The organism is Kitasatospora sp. NPDC058492, assembly GCF_042720685.1.
Lineage (GTDB): Bacteria > Actinomycetota > Actinomycetes > Streptomycetales > Streptomycetaceae > Kitasatospora.
The window spans coordinates 128,255-145,552 of sequence record NZ_JBHXMU010000004.1 but is presented as its reverse complement, the minus strand read 5'-3'; the positions used below and the strand labels follow the sequence as shown (position 1 = coordinate 145,552).

Sequence of the window (17,298 nt, the reverse complement as noted above, 5' to 3'; positions counted from 1 at the left end):
GTGGCGGAGCGGACGAGCGGCTGGCCGGCGGTCCGGCCGGAGGTGGTCGCGGAGGTGGTGGCCGGGTTGAGCGCCCGGTTGCAGAAGCGGCTGGACGGCGCGGCGGCGAAGCTGGCGGAGCGGCCGGTGACCCGTTGCGGTGACGAGTGGCGGGTGGAGGTGGACGAGGAGACGGCGCTCGTGCTGCACGCCCCGGGCGCGGTGGTCGCGGATGCGGCCGGCGTCCGCTGCGGCTGCCTGCTGGCCCCGGCCTGCGTGCACCGGGCCGCTGCGGTCATGCTCTGCCCGTTGGCCGAGCTGGCCGATCTGGCGGAGGAGCCCGAGGAGCCCGAGGAGCCCGAGGAGCCCGAGGAGGTCGCGCCGACCGAGGCGGCCCCAGCGCCCTCGGAGGAGCCGCAGGAGCGACGGGAGCCACGGGAGTCACAGAAGTCACAGGAGGCGCAGCCCGAGGCCGGGCCCACCCCGGTGGAGGTGGCGGCGGCCCGCCACCTCCACCGGGCCGGGTGCGCCGTGCTGGCCGCCGGGGTGAGCGGCGCGGGGGCGGTCGCGCAGGCCGAGTTGCTGCGGGCGGCCCACCGGGCGCGGCTGGCGGGGTTGTACCGCCCGGCGGCTGCGGCGGTCGTGGTGGTGACGAGGGTGCGCGCGGCCCGGTCCGGGGCGCCGGAGCACCGGCTGGCGGACCTGGTGGCCGGTCTGCGCGAGCTGCTGGACCTCACCACCGCCCTGAGCACCGGCTCCGGCCCGGTCGCCGAGCTGCGCGGCACCGCCCGCCAGGCGTACGGCGAGGAGGGCGGCTTGCGGCTGTACGGGCTGTTCACCGAGCCGGTGCTGACGGCCACGCATGCGGGGGTGGTGAGTTGGGCGGTGGACGCCGGGGGCCGGCTCAGCACGGTGGCCGAGGTGATGCCGCACGGTGACGCGGCGGCCGCCGCCCCGCAGGCGGTCGGGGCGGGCAACCGGACGGTCCGGCTGGGGGAGGCCCCGCTCAGCCACCGGGAGTTCAGCCGTGCCGGGCTGGCCGTCCAGGGCGCCACCCGGTCCGCCGCCGGGCGGCTGGGCGCGGGTGCTTCCGTCCGGGCGGTCCGGGCGGCGGGCGCGGCGTGGACGGCGGAGCCGGTGGCCGCGCTCTGGGCCGAACCGGCGGCCGCCCAGGTGGCGCGGGCGCTCGCGGCGGAGTCGCTGCCGTACGAGGGCCGCCCGGCCGGGAGCGACCTGCTGTTCCTGGACGTGACTCTGCTGGGCCCGGCTCCGGTCGGCCCGGGCGGGGTGCCGAGGCTGCTGGCGCGCTGCGAGGGCGGTGCCGATGGTGTCGACGGCGGCTTGGTGGTCGGTCTGTGCACGGGGCACGAGCACCCGGGGCTGGCCTTCCGGGCGAACCTCGCACTGCTCGCCACCGCGCCCGGCCTGCGGCTGCGGGTGATCGGCCGTCTGGAGCGATCGGACCGTCCGGAGCTTCGCCTGCTCGCGATCGGCACACCCCCGGAGCCCTCGACGGCCCCCGAGGACCCCGGCCTTCCCTCGCTCGCCGTCCCCGCGGACCGGGCCGACCGGGTCAATCTCGGCCTCGAACGCCTCCAGACCGCCGACCTCCAGGCTGCCGACCTTCAGACCACCAACCTCCGGACCGCCGCCCCCACCGATGCCGTGCCCGGTTTTCCGGTCGGTCTCCCGAGCGAGGCCCCGTACGGTCCGCCCGTCCACGTGCTCGGCCGCCGGGTCGAGCAGGCGGTCACCACCGGGCGCCATGCCCTGGCCCCGAGCGCGGCCACGGCGGCCGCCGACGGGAGCCTGCTGCGCGCCGCCGGGCTGGTGACGGCCGCCGATCTCCTGGACGCCCTGCGGGCTGCCGCGGCCGACCGGCGCCGCGACGTGTTCGGCCGGGTTGTCCCGGACGACCACGACGCCTTCGCCGGGTCCTGGCTGGCGGCCGCCTCCTACACGGAGGAACTGGCCGCCGCGCTCTGCGCCGCCGCCTGGGCCGGGGAGCTCGCCATGGACCGGCATCGAGGGGAGGTATAAGGAAAACTATTTGCACAGACAGCTAATCCGCGCCGGCTGGCATACTTGTCCCAGGGAAGACGTCACGAGACGTGCAGGGAAGTGGAAGGGAAGGCGAGCGATGGGTATCCGCGACGACGCGGCCGAGGTCCGGGCCCGTGGCTGGCGGACTCTCGCCGCGCTGCACGGGCTGATCGACGCGGCGCTGGAGAAGGCGTTGCAGGCGGAGCACCGGCTCTCGGTGGTCGAGTACACGGTGCTGGACGCCCTGTCGCGGCAGGACGGGTGGCACATGCGGATGCAGCAGCTGGCCCGCGCCGCGGCGCTGAGCAGCAGCGCGACGACCCGCCTGGTGACCAGGCTGGAGGACCGTGGGCTGCTCAGCCGCTACCTCTGCGCCGACGACCGGCGCGGGATCTACACCGAGCTGACGCCGGAGGGCCGCACCCTGCTGACGGCCGCCCGCCCGGTGCACGACGCCACCCTGGAGGCGACCCTGGCGCAGGCCGCCGAGGTGCCGGAGCTGGCGCCGCTGGTCCACGCCCTCTCCGGACTCGACGACCCGGCCGGGCTCACCGGCCGCCCCCCGGCCAACGCCTGAACCCCGGCCAACGCCTGAACCCCGGCCAACGCCTGAACCCCGGCCAACGCCTGAACCCCGGCCAACGCCTGAACCCCGACCCCGACCCCGACCCCGACATCAAGTCCGGCGCCACCCCCGGCGACCCCGCACGGCCCGGACGCTCAACGCCGCCCGGCGGACAGGGCGTTGCGGTGCACCTGGTCGAGCAGGGCGAGCAGCAGTTCCTTGCTGGACGCCCGCTCCCGCACGTCGCAGAGCACGATCGGGACCTCGGGGCCGAGGTCGAGGGCGCGCCGGACGTCCTCGGGGCTGGCGTCGCGGCGGCCGTGGAAGCAGTTGACGCCGATCGCGAACGGGATGCCGCGCTGCTCGAAGAAGTCCACGGCGGCGAAGCTGGATTCGAGCCGCCGGGTGTCGGCGAGGACGATCGCCCCGAGGGCGCCGAGCGCGAGGTCGTCCCACATGAACCAGAACCGGAACTGGCCGGGTGTGCCGAACAGGTAGAGCACCAGGTCCTCGCGGACGGTGATCCGCCCGAAGTCCATCGCCACGGTGGTGGTGGACTTGCCCTGGACGCCGTCGAGGCTGTCGACCCCGATGCTGGCGCGGGTCATCCGCTCCTCGGTCTGCAGCGGTTCGATCTCGCTGACCGAGCCGACCATGGTGGTCTTGCCGACGCCGAAGCCGCCGGCGACGAGGATCTTGACCGCGCCCGGCACCAGGCTCTGGGTCGTCAATTCGGGTCTCCTGGAGTGGGACTGAGAGGTGCGGGGCGGTCGGGTCCGCCGGGTCAGAGCCGGCGGACGCCCTCGATCACGGCCTGGATCAGCGAGATGTCCGGCGCCTCGGCGAGCTGGACCGGGGCGCGGGTGAGGATCAGCCGGGCCTCGGCGAGGTCGTCGAGCAGCACCTTGACGACGCTGACGGGCAGGTCGAGGGTGGCCGCGATCTCGGCCACGGCCAGCGGGCGTTCGCGGCACAGGTCGAGGATCGCGGCCGGTTCGGGCGTGAGCCGGCTGGTGTCGGTACGCGGGTCGGAGGTGACCACCAGGGTGATCAGCGCGAATCCGTCACGGACCGGGCCGGTGCGCCCGTTGGTGATCGCGTAGGGGCGGACCAGATGGCCTGCGTCCTTGTCGTAGAACCAGGCCTCCTCGGCGTCGGCGGTCACGCACCGCCACCCGCGCCGGCCTGGCCTGCGTCGCTGCGCGGTGCCGCGGTGAGGTACTGGCCGACCTGCTTGACCAGCATGTTGATCTCGTAGGCCATCAGCCCGGCGTCCACCTGCTCGCTGGTGAGGACGGCGAGCCGGGCGCCCTGCCCGGCGGTGGTGACGAACAGGAACAGCTGGTCCATCTCGACCACGGTCTGCCGGACCCGGCCGCCGTTGAAGCGGTGGCCGGCGCCGCGGGCGAGGCTCTGCAGACCGGAGGCGACGGCGGAGAGGTGTTCGGCGTCGGCCCGGTCGAGGCCCTGGGACGTGCCGACCAGCAGGCCGTCCTCGGAGAGGACGATGGCGTGCCGGGTCTCGGGTACCCGCGCCACCAGCTGGTCCAGCAGCCAGTTGAGGTCGCGCTGGGTGTCGGTGTGCTGCGTCATCGCTGCTGTTCCTTGGCTTCCTGAACGGCGGAGGCCTCCCAGGCGGCGGAAGGTGCGGCCGGGAGGTGGGGCGCGGCGGGCGCCTGGGGGGCGGTGGGGGTGGTCGGCGCGTCGGGGTCGGCCGCGCGGGCGGTCCGGGTGCCGCGCTGGATGGCGGCCATGGTGGTGCGGGAGCGCTGTGGCGACGGTTCGTCGGCCCTGGCGGCCCGGGTTCCTCCGGTGGCCCCGGTTTGTCCGGCGGCTCCGGTGGCTCCGTGCCAGGGCCCGGCCGGGGGCGGCGGGCCGACCACGGGGGGCAGCATGGCGCCGGGAGCGTGGGCCTCGCGGAGCTGCTCGGCGAGGCTGGCGTTGCGGACCCGCTGCGGCAGGACCCGCGGGGTGCGCAGTTCGCCGTTTGGGCCGTGGTCCGAGTGCTCCTCCTGGGCGGGTCCGTGCGCGGGCGCAGGAGGCTCGGCGGTGGCACCGTCGAAGGGCCCGGTCGTGGGCCCGGCCGTGGTTCCGGCCGTGGTTCCGGCCGGCACGTCCGCAGCACGGCCGTCGGCCGGCGGCCCACCGGGCGGGATGTCGGACGGGACCTCGTACGGGCGCGGGAAGACGGGCCGGGGGACGACCACGGCCCCGGGCAGACCGGGTATCTCGGCGCCGACCGGCAGACCGCCGTTGGCCGGGCCGGGGGCGGTTCCCTCGGTCGGGCCGCCGTCCAGGGGGTACTGGGCGAGCAGTTCGCCGATGATCACACCGCTGCCACCCGCACCAGGAACACCAGGCCCCCCGGGAACACCAGGCACCACCAGGCCACTGGCCACACCACCAGCCCCGGGCCCGCCGGGCGCACCCGGCTCGGCCCCGGGCGTCGGAGCGCCCGGCCCGGTGCCGATCAGCCCGCCGAGCACTCCGGCGAGCGCGCCGGTCAGCCCCCCGTCCGGACCGCCGGGGTCGTTGCCGCCCGCCGCCCGCACGGGCTCGGGGACAGGGGTCCGGGTGACCCGCGCGCCGGACGGCAGTCCGGCCATGGCGGCCGGCTGGTCGGCCTGCTCCAGCAGCACCGACGGCACCAGCACCACGGCCCGGGTGCCGCCGTAGGGCGAGGGCCGCAGGGTGACCTGGATGTCGTGCCGGGCGGCCAGCCGTGCGACGACGAACAGGCCGAGGCGCAGGTCGTCGCCGAGGGCGGAGACGTCCAGCTCGGGCGGGTTGGCCAGGTAGTCGTTGAGCCGCTCGTACTCGTCCTCGCCCATGCCGAGGCCGCGGTCCTCGACCTCGACCGCCAGGCCCTTGGGGACTTCCTGCGCGGAGACCTGCACCTGGGTGTACGGCGGGGAGAAGGTGGTGCCGTTCTCGATGAGTTCGGCGATCAGGTGGATGACGTCGGCGACGGCCTGTCCGCTGAGTGAGGCGCGCGGCACGCCCTGGACGACGACGCGGGCGTAGTTCTCGGTCTCGGAGACGGCGCTGCGCAGCACGTTGACCATGGGCACGGCGTTGCGCCAGCGCCGGGCGGGCAGGGCACCACCGAGGATGACGAGGTTCTCGGCGTTGCGCCGCATCCGGGTGGCGAGGTGGTCGACCGCGAACAGTTCGCGCAGCAGCTCGGGTTCCTCGTGCTCGCGCTCCAGGGCGTCGAGCATGCTGATCTGTCGGTGGATCAGGATCTGGGTGCGGCGGGCGATGTTGAGGAAGACCTTCTTCGTCCCCTCGCGGCCCTGGGCCTGGTGGATGATGGCGGCGACGGCGGCCTGGCGGACGGCGGCGAGGCCGTCGGAGGTCTGCTGGACCTCGTCGCCGGTCCGGCGGGACGGTGACCAGGCGGGCGGTGTGGGCACGGGCTCCCCGGCGCGCAGCCGTCCGACGACCTCGGGGATCTCGTCCTGGGCGAGCGAGAGGGTGTCGGTGCGCAGTGCGCCGAGGCGGGCGGACAGGGCCCGCGCGGTCCGGATGCCGTGGGCCAGGCTGATCAGCAGGACCAGGGCGACGACGGCGCTTCCGGCGATCAGGGCGGTGCGGTGTTCGGTGCCGCGCAGCAGGTAGGCGGCGTAGCCCCAGGCGGCGGCGAGGCCCAGGCTGGGCACCAGTACGAGGGCGAGGAGCGAGCTGCGGAGCGAGCCGGACCGGCCGGCGCGGTGGGCCGTGCGGGGGGCCGATATGCCTGGCATCTGATTCCTTGTTGCAGGGCCGAGTCGCTGGGCCGAACGGCGGGCCGGCCTGTACGCGGTCCGGCCGGGGCTTCAGGGCGCCACGGCCGGGGTGGCCGGACGGGGTGACGCGGTGTCATCGTCCGGGCGGGGGTGCAGCACGGCCGCCGACGGCAGGAACGCTATCAGTCCCAGGTGCCCTCATCGCAACATCAACTGACGATCTGTGGACGGGTGGTGACGATGGTGGAGGAGTCCGGGGGGAGTGTCCGCCGGCGGAAAGTCGCAGCTCACGTCGGTCGCGGGTGGCACGTGGACGGCGCGCGGACGGCTCTCCGGGGGCCGGGAGAACCTCCCGGAGAGTCGTCAGGAACAGGTCAAGTCGCCGCCGTGCCGAACGTCCGCCCTCTCGGTTCGGGTGCCCGGCCCCGAGGGTGCCCGGCCCCGAGGGTGCCCGGCTCCGAGGGCGTCCGGCCCCGAGGGCGCGCAGTACCGATTCAGCCCGCCAGCGGTATCGGTACCACCTGCCCGCCCCCGATGGCCTGCAGCTCCACCGCGGCCTCCCGCTGGGACAGTTCGCTCCACGCCCAGCTCGCCAGGTCGGACAGCTCCGCCGACCACTGCTTGCCGTAGGTGCCGGAGGCGACCTGCCCGAGCCGCAGCCGCTGGACGTCCGAGGTCCCGGCCGGCGGGTAGACGTGGGTGGCGTCGCGCAGGTAGCGCTCGATGCTGAACTCGGCTTGCAGGCCCCGGGCGGCGTGGATCTCCATGGCGTTGCGCGCGGAGTCCAGCGCGTACTCGGTGTTGATGAGTTTGGCGTTCATCAGCTCGGCGTCGCAGGCCTTGCCGTGGTCGAGCAGGTGCGAGGCGTGGTAGGCGGCCAACTTGGCCGTCATCAGCCTGGACTGCATCTCGCCGAGCTTCAGCGCGATGTTGGGCAGTCGGTTGATCGGCTTGCCGTAGAGCACCCGCTCCTCGGCGAAGCGCGCGGTGTCCTGGACGATCGCGGTGTGGATCCCGAGCGCGACGGCGGCGAGGTTGAGCCGGCCGTAGAGGGTGGAGGAGGAGTAGGCGACGTCCAGGCCCTGGCCCTCCAGGCCCAGCCGGTTGCCGACGGGGATGCGGCAGTCCTCGAAGACGATCTCGCCGAAGCTGAAGCCGTGCAGGCCGCTCTGCGAGCCGAGTTCGCCGACGCGGAAGCCGGGGCGCTCGCTCTCGACCAGGAACGCGGACAGGCCCCTGCTGCCCTCGCCGGTGCGGAAGACCACGCCGTGCACGTCGCCGATGTGGGAGTTGCCGACGAACCACTTGCGGCCGTTGAGCACGTACTGGTCGCCCTCGCGGCGGGCGGTGCCGGACATGCCGAGCACGTGGCCGCCGCACTCCGGTTCCGTGACGGCGATGGTCGGCAGCGACTCGCCGGAGGCGAACCTCGGCAGCCACTTGCGCCGTTGGGCGTCCGAGCCGAAGTGGATGACCTTGGCGACTCCGAGCTGTGAGGCCTGCGCCATCGCACCCATGGCGCCGCTGATCCGGGCGAGTTCCTCCACGATGATGGTCTTGGCGAGGTGCCCCAGTCCCAGTCCGCCGAATTCGCGCGGAATGGTCACCCCGATCCAGCCCCGCCGGGCGATCTCCCGCGACAGTTCGAACTCGACGGTCCGTTCGGCCTCCATTCGGGCCACGTGCGGGCGTACCTCCTTCTCCGCGAACTCCCGGACCTCCGCTCGGAGACTCTCGTGGCGCTCGTCGGTGAAGTAGTCCATCGCCATGCTGGGGTCCTCTCTTGTCAGTGGATGTGCCGTGCCTCCGTCCGTGCTGTCGAAGTCGCTCCAGCCGCTCCCCGGGAATGAGTGGGGGTTCGAGGTGGTGGCGGCCGACTGCCCCTTTGCAATCGGTGCATGCGGAACTCGGGGCGTCCTCCCCGGGGTTGGGAATGCCGCCCGTGTCTTCGGCAGGGCTCATTGTCGTATGGGCCTCCTGTGCTGACCCAGAGTCGATCTTGGATTGGCGGAAATCGGCCCGTCCTTACGCTGAGGAGTTTTGCCATGGCTCTGAGTGGGAAGTGATCTTGCCCCGCCGTGGCAACCTGCTGAGCGGCCGCTCACATGCGGCTTTGACTGTCCATCAGCAACGGTGATGAGCCGGACCGGGAGCACCGAACCGCCCGGATGTCTGATTACATGTGCGCCATGACTGATGTGATGAGCACTCAAGGCCAGTTCCCGGGTGCCGCCGGGGAGTCCGAGCGGACCCGCAGGCTGCGCAGCCTTGGTCTCAACGAACCGTCCGCGGACGAGGCCTTCGACCGCTTCGCCCACCTGGCCGCCAGCATCACCCGCGCTCCCATCGCGATGGTCAACTTCATCAACGACGAGCGCCAGATGTTCCGGGGGCTCTACATTCCGCCAAACTCGAACGACGTCGCGGTCGATGAAGGCGCTTCCTGGGCCGATCGGGGCATCGCCTTCGACCTTCCCACCCGTCAGATGCCGCTGAGTCACGGCTTCTGCCCGCATGTCGTCGCCCAGCGGTCCCCCCTCGCGCTCGACGACATCCTCGCCTACCCCCGGTTCTCCGGAAACCCGGTCGTCGACGAACTGGGCGTGCGCGCCTACCTCGGCGCCCCGCTCGTCGACGACACCAACACCGTCATCGGCACCGTCTGCGTCCTCGACCGGGAACCCCGGCAGTGGGGGCGCGAGCGGCTGCGCGACATCCAGCACCTCGCCGAGGCACTGCTCTCCGAGATCCGGCTGCGCGACAACCTGCTCGCCCAGCAGCAGGAGATGTTCGCCGCCTTCGACGGCTCCCCGTTCCCCATCATGCTGACCGACGGCCCCGGTCAGGAGATCCGCTACGCCAACGCCCAGCACGCCGACACCTTCGGCGCCCCGGTGGCGTACGGCGCGATCGGCCTGGCCTACCCGCAGCTCGGCGCCGCCGGCCTCCAGCAGGTCATCGTCGAGGCCTACCACACCGGGCGCAGCACCGTCCTCAACGACGTCCGGATCCAGTCAGGCCGCCCCGACGTCCAGCGCGGCCAGCAGATCTTCAGTTTCACCTGCACCCCGCTGCGGGCCGCGCGCACCGGCCAGGTCAACGGTGTCCTCACCGTCGGCATGGACGTCACCGCGCAGTCCCGCACGGAGGAGGAACTCGGCACGCTGGCCGCCCTGCTGGTCGACCGGCTCCAACAGAACGGTGCCACCCCCGTCGGCCGCCCGGGCATCGCCGGGGAGTCCGGTCTCGTCCTGCCGAGCTGAGCCGCCGACCCGCCGTCCGCGTGCGGCGTCGCCGTCCCCCTCCGCACCACTGCTCGTCGATCCGTACCACCGCGCACCACCCACCACCGTGGCGGGGCGCCTCTCACCCCCGAGGAGAGGCTCCCCGCCACGGTGCCGTCCGGGGGCGGGCCCGAGCGGGTGAACCGTCCCCGCCCGCGCCCCGGCCGCGTCCCGCCCGGCGGCCGCCGATGGTAGGCATGGGCCGCATGGACTGGTTCGCCGCCCCCGACTACTGGTTGAGCCGACTGCTCGTCCAACGCCTGCTCGCAGGCCTCTACCTGATCGGATTCCTCGCCGCCGCCGCACAGTTCCGCGCCCTCATCGGCAGCGACGGCATGCTGCCGGTGCCCCGCTTCACCGCCCGGGTCCCGTTCCGCCACTCGCCCGGACTGTTCCACCTCCACTACAGCGACCGCTTCTTCGCCGCCGTCGCCTGGAGCGGCGCCGCGCTCGCCGCCGCCGTGACCGCCGGACTCGGTGACGCCGTCCCGCTCTGGGCGTCCGTCCTGCTGTGGGCGGTGCTCTGGGGGCTCTACCTCTCGATCGTCAACGTCGGACAGACCTGGTACTCCTTCGGCTGGGAGTCGCTGCTGCTCGAAGCGGGCTTCCTCGCCGCCTTCCTCGGCAACGCCGACACCGCCCCGCCCACCCTGGTGCTCTGGCTGATGCGCTGGCTGGCCTTCCGGGTCGAGTTCGGCGCCGGACTGATCAAACTGCGCGGCGACCGCTGCTGGCGCGACCTCACCTGCCTGCGCTACCACCACGAGACCCAGCCCATGCCCGGACCGCTCAGCTGGTTCTTCCACCACCTGCCCGACCCGCTGCACCGCGTCGAGGTCGCCGCCAACCACTTCGTCCAACTCGTCGTCCCCGTCGGCCTCCTCCTCCCGCAGCCGGTCGCGAGCTACGCCGCCTGCACCGTCGTCGCCACCCAGCTGTGGCTGATCGCCTCGGGCAACTTCGCCTGGCTCAACTGGCTCACCATCACGCTCGCCCTCGCCGCCGTCGACCCGGCCCGCGTCGGACTGCCCGTCCACGCCCGCGTCCACCCCGCCACGCCCGTCTGGTTCGAGGCGCTGGTGATCGCCCTGACCGCGGCCGTCGCCGTCCTGAGCTACTGGCCGGTCCGCAACCTCGTCTCCCGCCGCCAGGCCATGAACCGCTCCTTCAACCGGCTGCACCTCGTCAACACCTACGGCGCCTTCGGCAGCATCAGCCGCATCCGCCAGGAAGTCGTCGTCGAAGGCACCGACGAACCGACCCTCACCCCGCACACCGTCTGGCACGAGTACGGCTTCAAGGGCAAACCCGGCGACGTGCGCCGTCTCCCGCGCCAGTACGCCCCCTACCACCTGCGGCTCGACTGGCTGATGTGGTTCGCCGGCATCTCACCCGCCTACGCCCGCCCCTGGTTCCTGCCCTTCATCGCCCGCCTGCTCGCCGGCGACCCCGCGACCCTTCGCCTGCTGCGCCACAACCCCTTTCCCGGCACCCCGCCGACCCACGTCCGGGCGACCCTCTACCTCTACCGGTTCACCAGTTGGCGCGAACTGCGGGAAACCGGCGCATGGTGGCACCGCACCGCGCTCCACGAGTACCTCGCGCCGGTCGACCTCACCACCCTCGGCCGCGCCGGATACCGCCCACCCCTCGGCCGACGGCTCCGCACCGTCCCGCTGGACCGGCCGCGGCGGCCCGGGGCCCGCCCGGAGAGCCCGCCCGCCCGGCCCGACGGCCGTGGGCCCCAGTACCCATCCGGCCCAACGCCCCACCACCCGTGCGGCCCTCCCGGGTAGCGGCCAGGCGGGGGGTATGGCACACGACACCCGCCCGTCGGGCGGTGGGTGCGTGCAAGGCTCGAACGGGCACCCGTATTCTGGGCGTCCACAACCGGCGGCCCGCCCGCGCGCCCCCCAGCCCCGCCCCCGGGGCACCCCGCGCAACCGGTCCGCCGCCCCCTCGCCGCCAGCCCCGCCGTCGTCGCCCAGAACCGGACCTCACATGACAGTGCTTCACTCGCGCAACGCCGACGCAGCCGACCCGGCGGACGTCGCCGACGCCGCAGACGTCAAGGACCCCCAGGACGCCAAGGCCACCACGGCGGAGACCGACCTCCGCGAGGACCTCGGCCGCTACGCCGAACTCGGGGCCTTCACCCTCACCGCCGACACCCACGCCTGGTACGCGGCCGTCGACACCGTCGCCACCCCCGAGGACGCCCGGGCCGCCTCCACCGCCCTCGCCGAACTGCGCGGCCGCGACCTCCGCCAGACCTGGGACGCCGTCACCGTCCTCGCCGCCGACGCCAGGCTCGACGAACCCGACACCGTCGCCAAGGCCGCACTCCTCGTCGAGATGCTCCAGCGCGTCCACCGCACCTCCGCCACCCTCACCACCGCCGCCTACGACGCCGACCTCGGCGCCCTCGCCGCCGCCACCGCCGACGGCACCTGGCGCCGCGAGAACGGCGTCAAGCTCTCCTGGCTGCGCGCCCGCTCCCTGCGCAAGCAGGCCACGGCCCTCGCCACCGACCGCCGCATCCGCCGCGAAGACCTGCACGAGGCACTCGCCTCCGCCGAGGTCGAGCGCCGCGCCTGGGCCGCCCTCGCCCCCGCCGGCACCCTGCCGGTCGTCCCCGCCGACGGCGCCCTGGTCGAGCGCACCGCCCAGGCCTTCGAGGCGATCAACACCGGACTGCGCGGCCTCGCCCGGATGCTCCCCGACCACGACCTCGACGGGCTGGCCTTCGCCGAGCTCGTCGACCTCGTCGAGCGGCTCGCCGCCGACGAGGGCACGCTCTACCGCCTGCCCACCATCCGCGGGCTGCGCACCACCCTTGAGGAGGCCGGCCTCGGCGACCTGCTCACCGAACTCGCCGCCGCCCGGGCCGACCGCCGCGCCGCCGAAGCCGCGTTCGCCGCCCGCCAGGCCCTGGCCGGCGGCCAGCGCGACGGGCTCGCGGGGGAGGGCAGCGCCGTCGAGGCCTCGGCTCCGGCTCCGGCGTCGGTCGAGGAGACGGTGACCGACGCGGACGCGGACGCGGACGCGGAAGCAGACTCGGGCGACGCTGAGGCTGCGGCCGTGGTCAAGACGGCCGAGGCAGCCGAGGAAGAGGCGACGGAGGAAGCCCCGTCCGCTGTCGTGGTCTCCCTCCCGGCGCCGTCCCCGGCCGCCGATGACCTGGTGGCCGCCGCGACCGCCGCTCTGGCGGAGGCCGCGGAAACCACGGAGCCCGAGGCCGTCGTCGAGGTTTCCGCTGTCGAGGTCGAGGTCGAAGCCGCTGTCGAAGCCAAGGCCGAGGTCGAGCTTGCGGAGGAGGCGCCGGTCCTGGAGGACGCGCCCGTCGTCGAGCCGGAGACGACCGAGGAGGCTGCGGAGCCCGAGACGGTCGCCGAGGCCGACGCGGTCGTGGCTCCCGTGGCAGAGGCGGACGAGCCGGCGGCTGAGGTCGAGCCGATCGCTGAGCCCGCCGCTGTCGTCCTGGAGTCGGTTGAAGTGACCGAGGCCATTGAGGACGTGCAGCCGGTGGCTGAGGTCGAGGCCATCGAGGAGGCGCCTGCCGCCGTCGTCGTGGAGCCGGTGGCTGAGGTGGAGCCGGCTGCGGAGCCTGAGACGGTCGCTGAGGTCGCTGAGGTCGCTGAGGTCGAGGCTCCCGTGGCAGAGGCGGACGAGCCGGTGGCTGAGGTTGAGGTCGTCGAGGAGGCGCCTGCCGCTGTCGTCGTGGAGTCGGTCGAAGCGACCGAGGCCATTGAGGACGTGCAGCCGGTGGTCGAGGCCGAGCCGGTTGTTGAGCCCGCCGTCGTCGTCGTGGAGCCGGTGGCTGAGGTCGAGGCCGTCGAGGAGGCGCCCGCCGTTGTTGCGGAGCCGGTGGCCGTGGCCGAGGTTGTCGAGGTCGTCGAGGTCGAGGTCGTCGAGTCCGCGCCCGCCGTCGAGTCCGCGCCCGTCGCCGCCGGTCGGCCCGAGAAGCCGGACTTCACGCCCGGCCGGCCCGTGACCGCCTACTCGGCCGACGAGCTGCTCGCCGTCGTCCGGTGGGTGGACGGTGACGGTGTGGAGCGTACGGAGGAGGAACTGCTGCGGGCGGCGATGAAGGAGCTGGGCTTCGCCCGCCTCGGGCCGCGGATCAAGGAGGCGCTGGGCGCCGCCGTCACCGCCGCGCGGGGCTGACGTACGAGCGGGGAACATCGGTGAAGGGCCCGGGACGCGGGATCGCGTTCCGGGCCCTTCCGCTGTCCCGCGCGGGTTCGGGGGGCTTGTCAGCCCGTCTTGGTCCACGGCTGGCCGGTCATCAGCGCCTTGACGTTGGCCACGTACCCCGGGTTGGGGATGACCAGGTTGCCGACGACCTGGCCGGTGGCCGGGTCGGTGACGGTGTTGTAGTGCACGTTGCCCGCCCCGGCGTTGTACGCGGAGATGACGAGGTCGAGCAGCGGCGTCTTGCCGGTGGCCGGGTCGGGGGAGAGGTCGTACTTGCCGTCGAAGGAGGAGTCGCCGTAGTAGGCGACCAGCCAGTCGAGCAGCTGGGTGCCGAGCTGGACGTTCCCGGGGAGGGTCTTCGCGTCGGAGTTGGTGCCGAACTTGCTGTTCATCCAGCTGATCGTGTTCGGCATGATCTGCATGGTGCCGATCCCGCCGTCGCAGGCGAGGATGCCTGACTGCCAGCCGCTCTCCTGCCAGGCGATCGCCTTGACCAGGTTGACGGGCAGCGGCGGGAGCTTGTCGGTGCCGCCGCTGCTGAGGTTGAGCGTGCGGGCCTGGCCGGCGGCGGTGGCGAGGGCCGCGCCGACGGCCTCCTTGGGCTCGTCGGGCTGGGGCTTGCTGGGCTGGCAGCTGCTCTGCAGCGGCGGGACGTGCGGGGTCGGCGGCGCGGGCGGCGGCGGGGGAGCGACCGGTCCGGGCTTGGCGACCGGCACGGGGGCCACGACGGCGGGCTTGGCGACCGGGGGCGGCGTGGCGGGCGCGGCGGGCGGGCTGCTTGGGGCGCCGGGCTTGGTGCTGGCGGCGGTCGGGGCCGGGGTGGTCGGGGCGGTCTTGCTGGACTTGCTCGCGGACGGGTTCGGGCTGTGGGAGGCGCTGGCCGTCGGGGAGGCGGTCGGCGTAGGGGTGGCGGTCGCGGACGGGCTCGCGCTCGGTGTCTCGGTCGGCGTCCCGGTGGCGGCGACCGCGGTGGTGTCCGGCGCGCTGTTCTGGTGGTTGTCGGCGTGTTTGGTGCCGCAGCCGGCCAGGACGGCCGTCGAGACCGCTGCGGCCGACACCATGACCAGTGCTCTCCGGGATGCGCTCACTGCCACTGTGGTTCCCCCCACTCGTCACCGGCGGTCCCGGTGAGTGGCGGTCATCCTACGATGTGATGTTCATGCCCCCTGTGAACGGGTGGTCCAACGCGTGCGCGAGGACCGTCGGCGCCGTCACCAGGGACGGTCCGTACCAGGTCAGGTGGCGTCCGCTGACCAGCGCCGCCGGGACGCCGGGGAACGCCTCGGGGCCGTCCTGTGCCGTGAAGCGGTACGGCTCGTCCGGGAGGACCACCAACTCGGGTCGGAAGGCGAGCAGTTCGGGCAGCGGAACGGCCGGGTAGCGCTCGGCGTGTCCGGCGTGGACGAGCCGGAGGCCGAGGCGGCGCAGCAGGTCCCCGGCGAAGGTGTCGCGGCCCAGGACCATCCACGGGCGGCGCCAGACCGGAACGATCGCCCGCGGGCCGTCCGGCGGGCGCCGGACCGGGGCCCACGCTGCCTCGGCCTGGTCCAGCCAGTCCGGGCGCGGGAGCGCGCAGGCGGCGGTGAGCAGCCGGTCGAGCGAGCGGAACGCGTCGTCCAGGGTGCGGATGTCGGTGACCCAGACCGGCAGGCCGGCCGCCCGCAGCGCGTCCAGGTCGGGGCGCCGGTTCTCCTCGTCGTTGGCGAGGACGAGGTCCGGGGCGAGGGCGAGGATGCCGGGCACGTCCGGGTTCTTGGTGCCGCCGATCCTGGTGACCGCCAGGTCGGCCGGATGGCTGCACCAGTCGGTGGCGCCGACCAGCAGCCCGGGGGCGGTGGCGGCGACCGCCTCGGTCAGCGACGGCACCAGCGACACCACCCGGCGCGGCGGGCGCGGGCCGAACCGGACGGGCAGGTCGAGGTCGTCCCGCAGGACGGTGGGATCGGCCATCCGGCCACCCTACGCCGGGGGTCCGCGGACGGGCGGCCGACGGACGGCGGACGGGCGATGGTCGGGCGGCGAACGGGCGGCACGGGCATCGGACGGGCGATGGTCGGGCGGCGAACGGGTGGCGGATGGCGGGCGGGCGGGCGGACGGCGGGTGAACGGGTGCCGGGCGGTGCGGAAATCCCCGGGAACCCCCCGGACGGTCCGGCCGACTACCTGGTCCGGGTTCGCACGACGGGCCCCTAGGGCGTGTCTGACAATTCCCGCCGGGCGCGCGACGCCGGGCATCCCGCCTGGACGCACCGGCGAAACGTCCAAGTACGACCCAGTACGAGGACGCTTCGCCGGCGCGCCCAGCCGGGCGCCCAACGCCGCGCGCTGATCCGCCGCGAATTGTCAGACACGCCCTGGCACGATCACCCACCAGGAGAATTGTCATGCGCCCTCGCGTTGTCTGCGGAATCGCGGCCGCCGTCGCCCTGTTCGCCACGGCCTGCGGAAGCGGCGCCGGAAGCGGTGCCGGAAACGGCGGCGGGGGAGGCGGAGAGCGCGGCGCGGCCGGCGCCGCCCAGACCGCCCCGGCCGGCGGCTACCCCGTCAAGGTGGCCGACTGCGCGGACCGGGAGACCACCATCGCCAAGGCCCCCGCCAAGATCGTCACCAGCAATGCCGCCGCCCTGGAGATACTGCTCCAACTCGGCGCGGGCGACCGGGTGATCGGCACCGGCTTCCCTCCCGGCAAGGGCACCCTCCCGCCGGCCCTGGCCGAACAGGGCGCCAAGGTGCCGGTGTTCGGCGACAAGACGATCCCCAAGGAGAAGCTGCTCGGCTCCGGCGCCGACCTCTACGTCGACACCTTCGGCGCGATGCCGATGATGGGCGGCGGCGCCACCGGGCCCAGCGAGGAGGAGTTCGCGGCGGCCGGCATCCAGCACGTCTACCTCCTCTCGACCGCCTGCGCCGGCACCCCCAAGGCCGCCAAGGCGCCGCGCACCGACCTGTCCGGGGTCGAGAACGACATCCGCCGCCTCGGCGCGGTCACCGGCACGGCCGCCCGCGCGGAGGAACTCGTCACCGGGATGGAGAAGCAGGTCGGCGAGGTGCGCACCGCCCTCGCCGGCGTCGCGCAGGCGCAGCGGCCCGGCTACTTCGTCTTCGACTTCGACGCCGGCACCAAGCAGCCGGTGGCGGTCTGCGGCCGGCAGGTCGCCAACGCGGTGATCACCCAGGCCGGCGCCCGCAACGTGTTCGCCGACTGCGACGCCGACTTCAAGCCCGGCTCCTGGGAGGACGTCGTCGCCAAGAACCCGGACTGGATCCAGCTCGCCGTCCGCAACCGGGGCAGCGAGGAGGCCACTCGCAAGGCCTTCGACGACGCCGAGGCGTTCCTGCGCGGTTTCCCCGCGACCCAGGGCCTGAAGGCCGTCCAGGAGGGCCACTTCGTGCGGCTCGGCTCCGAGGTCACCACCATCGCGGGCGTGCGCAACGCCGACGCCGTCCGGCAGATCGCCGCCACCGTCCACCCCGACCTCGTCAAGAACGGGCAGTAGACGGT

General features: G+C 73.9%; 13 protein-coding genes. 6 read left to right on the top strand and 7 right to left on the bottom strand.

The features are described from left to right. Together ACFWPI_RS04445 and ACFWPI_RS04440 are read left to right on the top strand one after the other, a co-directional pair. Positions 1-2,019, top strand: coding sequence for a hypothetical protein (locus ACFWPI_RS04445; RefSeq protein ID WP_380424574.1), 2,019 nt, complete (start codon positions 1-3; stop codon positions 2,017-2,019). A 100-nt stretch (positions 2,020-2,119) separates the two neighbouring features. After that, entirely contained in the window at positions 2,120-2,599 is a 480-nt protein-coding gene (locus ACFWPI_RS04440) for a MarR family winged helix-turn-helix transcriptional regulator (protein WP_380368993.1), read from the top strand. 143 nt (positions 2,600-2,742) lie between these two features. Here ACFWPI_RS04440 and ACFWPI_RS04435 read toward each other — a convergent pair whose 3' ends face one another. From ACFWPI_RS04435 to ACFWPI_RS04415, 5 genes are all read right to left on the bottom strand, one after another. Further along, positions 2,743-3,318: an ATP/GTP-binding protein gene (locus ACFWPI_RS04435; protein WP_063349857.1), complete on the bottom strand. Its 576-nt coding sequence runs from the start codon at positions 3,316-3,318 to the stop codon at positions 2,743-2,745. Between the two features lie 53 nt (positions 3,319-3,371). Continuing rightward, the gene (locus ACFWPI_RS04430; RefSeq protein WP_063349858.1) at positions 3,372-3,752 is read right to left on the bottom strand and encodes a DUF742 domain-containing protein; all 381 of its coding nucleotides are present in this window, start codon (positions 3,750-3,752) and stop codon (positions 3,372-3,374) included. Then, positions 3,749-4,180: a roadblock/LC7 domain-containing protein gene (locus tag ACFWPI_RS04425; RefSeq protein WP_350874986.1), complete on the bottom strand. Its 432-nt coding sequence runs from the start codon at positions 4,178-4,180 to the stop codon at positions 3,749-3,751. The genes ACFWPI_RS04430 and ACFWPI_RS04425 overlap by 4 nt, the downstream gene beginning before the upstream one ends. Beyond that, positions 4,177-6,333: a sensor histidine kinase gene (locus tag ACFWPI_RS04420; RefSeq protein ID WP_380368998.1), complete on the bottom strand. Its 2,157-nt coding sequence runs from the start codon at positions 6,331-6,333 to the stop codon at positions 4,177-4,179. Before ACFWPI_RS04420 ends, ACFWPI_RS04425 begins: the two co-directional genes overlap by 4 nt. Before the next feature lie 476 nt (positions 6,334-6,809). Further along, positions 6,810-8,078, bottom strand: coding sequence for an acyl-CoA dehydrogenase family protein (locus ACFWPI_RS04415; protein WP_380369123.1), 1,269 nt, complete (start codon positions 8,076-8,078; stop codon positions 6,810-6,812). A 426-nt stretch (positions 8,079-8,504) separates the two neighbouring features. Between ACFWPI_RS04415 and ACFWPI_RS04410 the strand changes: the two genes are divergently transcribed. The 3 genes from ACFWPI_RS04410 (at position 8,505) to ACFWPI_RS04400 (ending at position 13,766) form a co-directional block, all read left to right on the top strand. Further along, entirely contained in the window at positions 8,505-9,578 is a 1,074-nt protein-coding gene (locus ACFWPI_RS04410; protein WP_380336013.1) for a GAF domain-containing protein, read from the top strand. Between the two features lie 227 nt (positions 9,579-9,805). Beyond that, positions 9,806-11,395 carry a lipase maturation factor family protein gene (locus ACFWPI_RS04405; protein ID WP_380369126.1) on the top strand — a complete coding sequence of 530 codons (1,590 nt, stop codon included), beginning with the start codon at positions 9,806-9,808 and terminating at the stop codon, positions 11,393-11,395. 205 nt (positions 11,396-11,600) lie between these two features. After that, positions 11,601-13,766 carry a hypothetical protein gene (locus ACFWPI_RS04400; RefSeq protein WP_380369002.1) on the top strand — a complete coding sequence of 722 codons (2,166 nt, stop codon included), beginning with the start codon at positions 11,601-11,603 and terminating at the stop codon, positions 13,764-13,766. Positions 13,767-13,855: 89 nt separating this feature from the next. Here ACFWPI_RS04400 and ACFWPI_RS04395 read toward each other — a convergent pair whose 3' ends face one another. Both ACFWPI_RS04395 and ACFWPI_RS04390 read right to left on the bottom strand, forming a co-directional pair. Continuing rightward, the gene (locus ACFWPI_RS04395) at positions 13,856-14,857 is read right to left on the bottom strand and encodes a transglycosylase SLT domain-containing protein (protein WP_380369005.1); all 1,002 of its coding nucleotides are present in this window, start codon (positions 14,855-14,857) and stop codon (positions 13,856-13,858) included. An 82-nt stretch (positions 14,858-14,939) separates the two neighbouring features. Next, complete coding sequence (locus ACFWPI_RS04390; RefSeq protein ID WP_380369008.1) at positions 14,940-15,746, bottom strand: helical backbone metal receptor; 807 nt, start codon at positions 15,744-15,746, stop codon at positions 14,940-14,942. Positions 15,747-16,180: 434 nt separating this feature from the next. Here ACFWPI_RS04390 and ACFWPI_RS04385 point away from each other — a divergent pair, with 434 nt between their 5' ends. Beyond that, positions 16,181-17,293 (top strand): ABC transporter substrate-binding protein, encoded by a 1,113-nt coding sequence (locus ACFWPI_RS04385; protein WP_380369011.1) that lies wholly within the window; start codon positions 16,181-16,183, stop codon positions 17,291-17,293. Positions 17,294-17,298 lie beyond the last annotated feature (5 nt).

Bases quoted from the DNA above. Each gene is read 5' to 3' on its own strand.
- ACFWPI_RS04440 (WP_380368993.1), top strand. From the start codon at position 2,120: ATGGGTATCCGCGACGACGCGGCCGAGGTCCGGGCCCGTGGCTGGCGG.
- ACFWPI_RS04410 (WP_380336013.1), top strand. From the start codon at position 8,505: ATGACTGATGTGATGAGCACTCAAGGCCAGTTCCCGGGTGCCGCCGGG.
- ACFWPI_RS04390 (WP_380369008.1), bottom strand. From the start codon at position 15,746: ATGGCCGATCCCACCGTCCTGCGGGACGACCTCGACCTGCCCGTCCGG.
- ACFWPI_RS04395 (WP_380369005.1), bottom strand. From the start codon at position 14,857: ATGGTGTCGGCCGCAGCGGTCTCGACGGCCGTCCTGGCCGGCTGCGGC.
- ACFWPI_RS04400 (WP_380369002.1), top strand. From the start codon at position 11,601: ATGACAGTGCTTCACTCGCGCAACGCCGACGCAGCCGACCCGGCGGAC.
- ACFWPI_RS04405 (WP_380369126.1), top strand. From the start codon at position 9,806: ATGGACTGGTTCGCCGCCCCCGACTACTGGTTGAGCCGACTGCTCGTC.
- ACFWPI_RS04385 (WP_380369011.1), top strand. From the start codon at position 16,181: ATGCGCCCTCGCGTTGTCTGCGGAATCGCGGCCGCCGTCGCCCTGTTC.
- ACFWPI_RS04425 (WP_350874986.1), bottom strand. From the start codon at position 4,180: ATGACGCAGCACACCGACACCCAGCGCGACCTCAACTGGCTGCTGGAC.
- ACFWPI_RS04420 (WP_380368998.1), bottom strand. From the start codon at position 6,333: ATGCCAGGCATATCGGCCCCCCGCACGGCCCACCGCGCCGGCCGGTCC.
- ACFWPI_RS04415 (WP_380369123.1), bottom strand. From the start codon at position 8,078: ATGGACTACTTCACCGACGAGCGCCACGAGAGTCTCCGAGCGGAGGTC.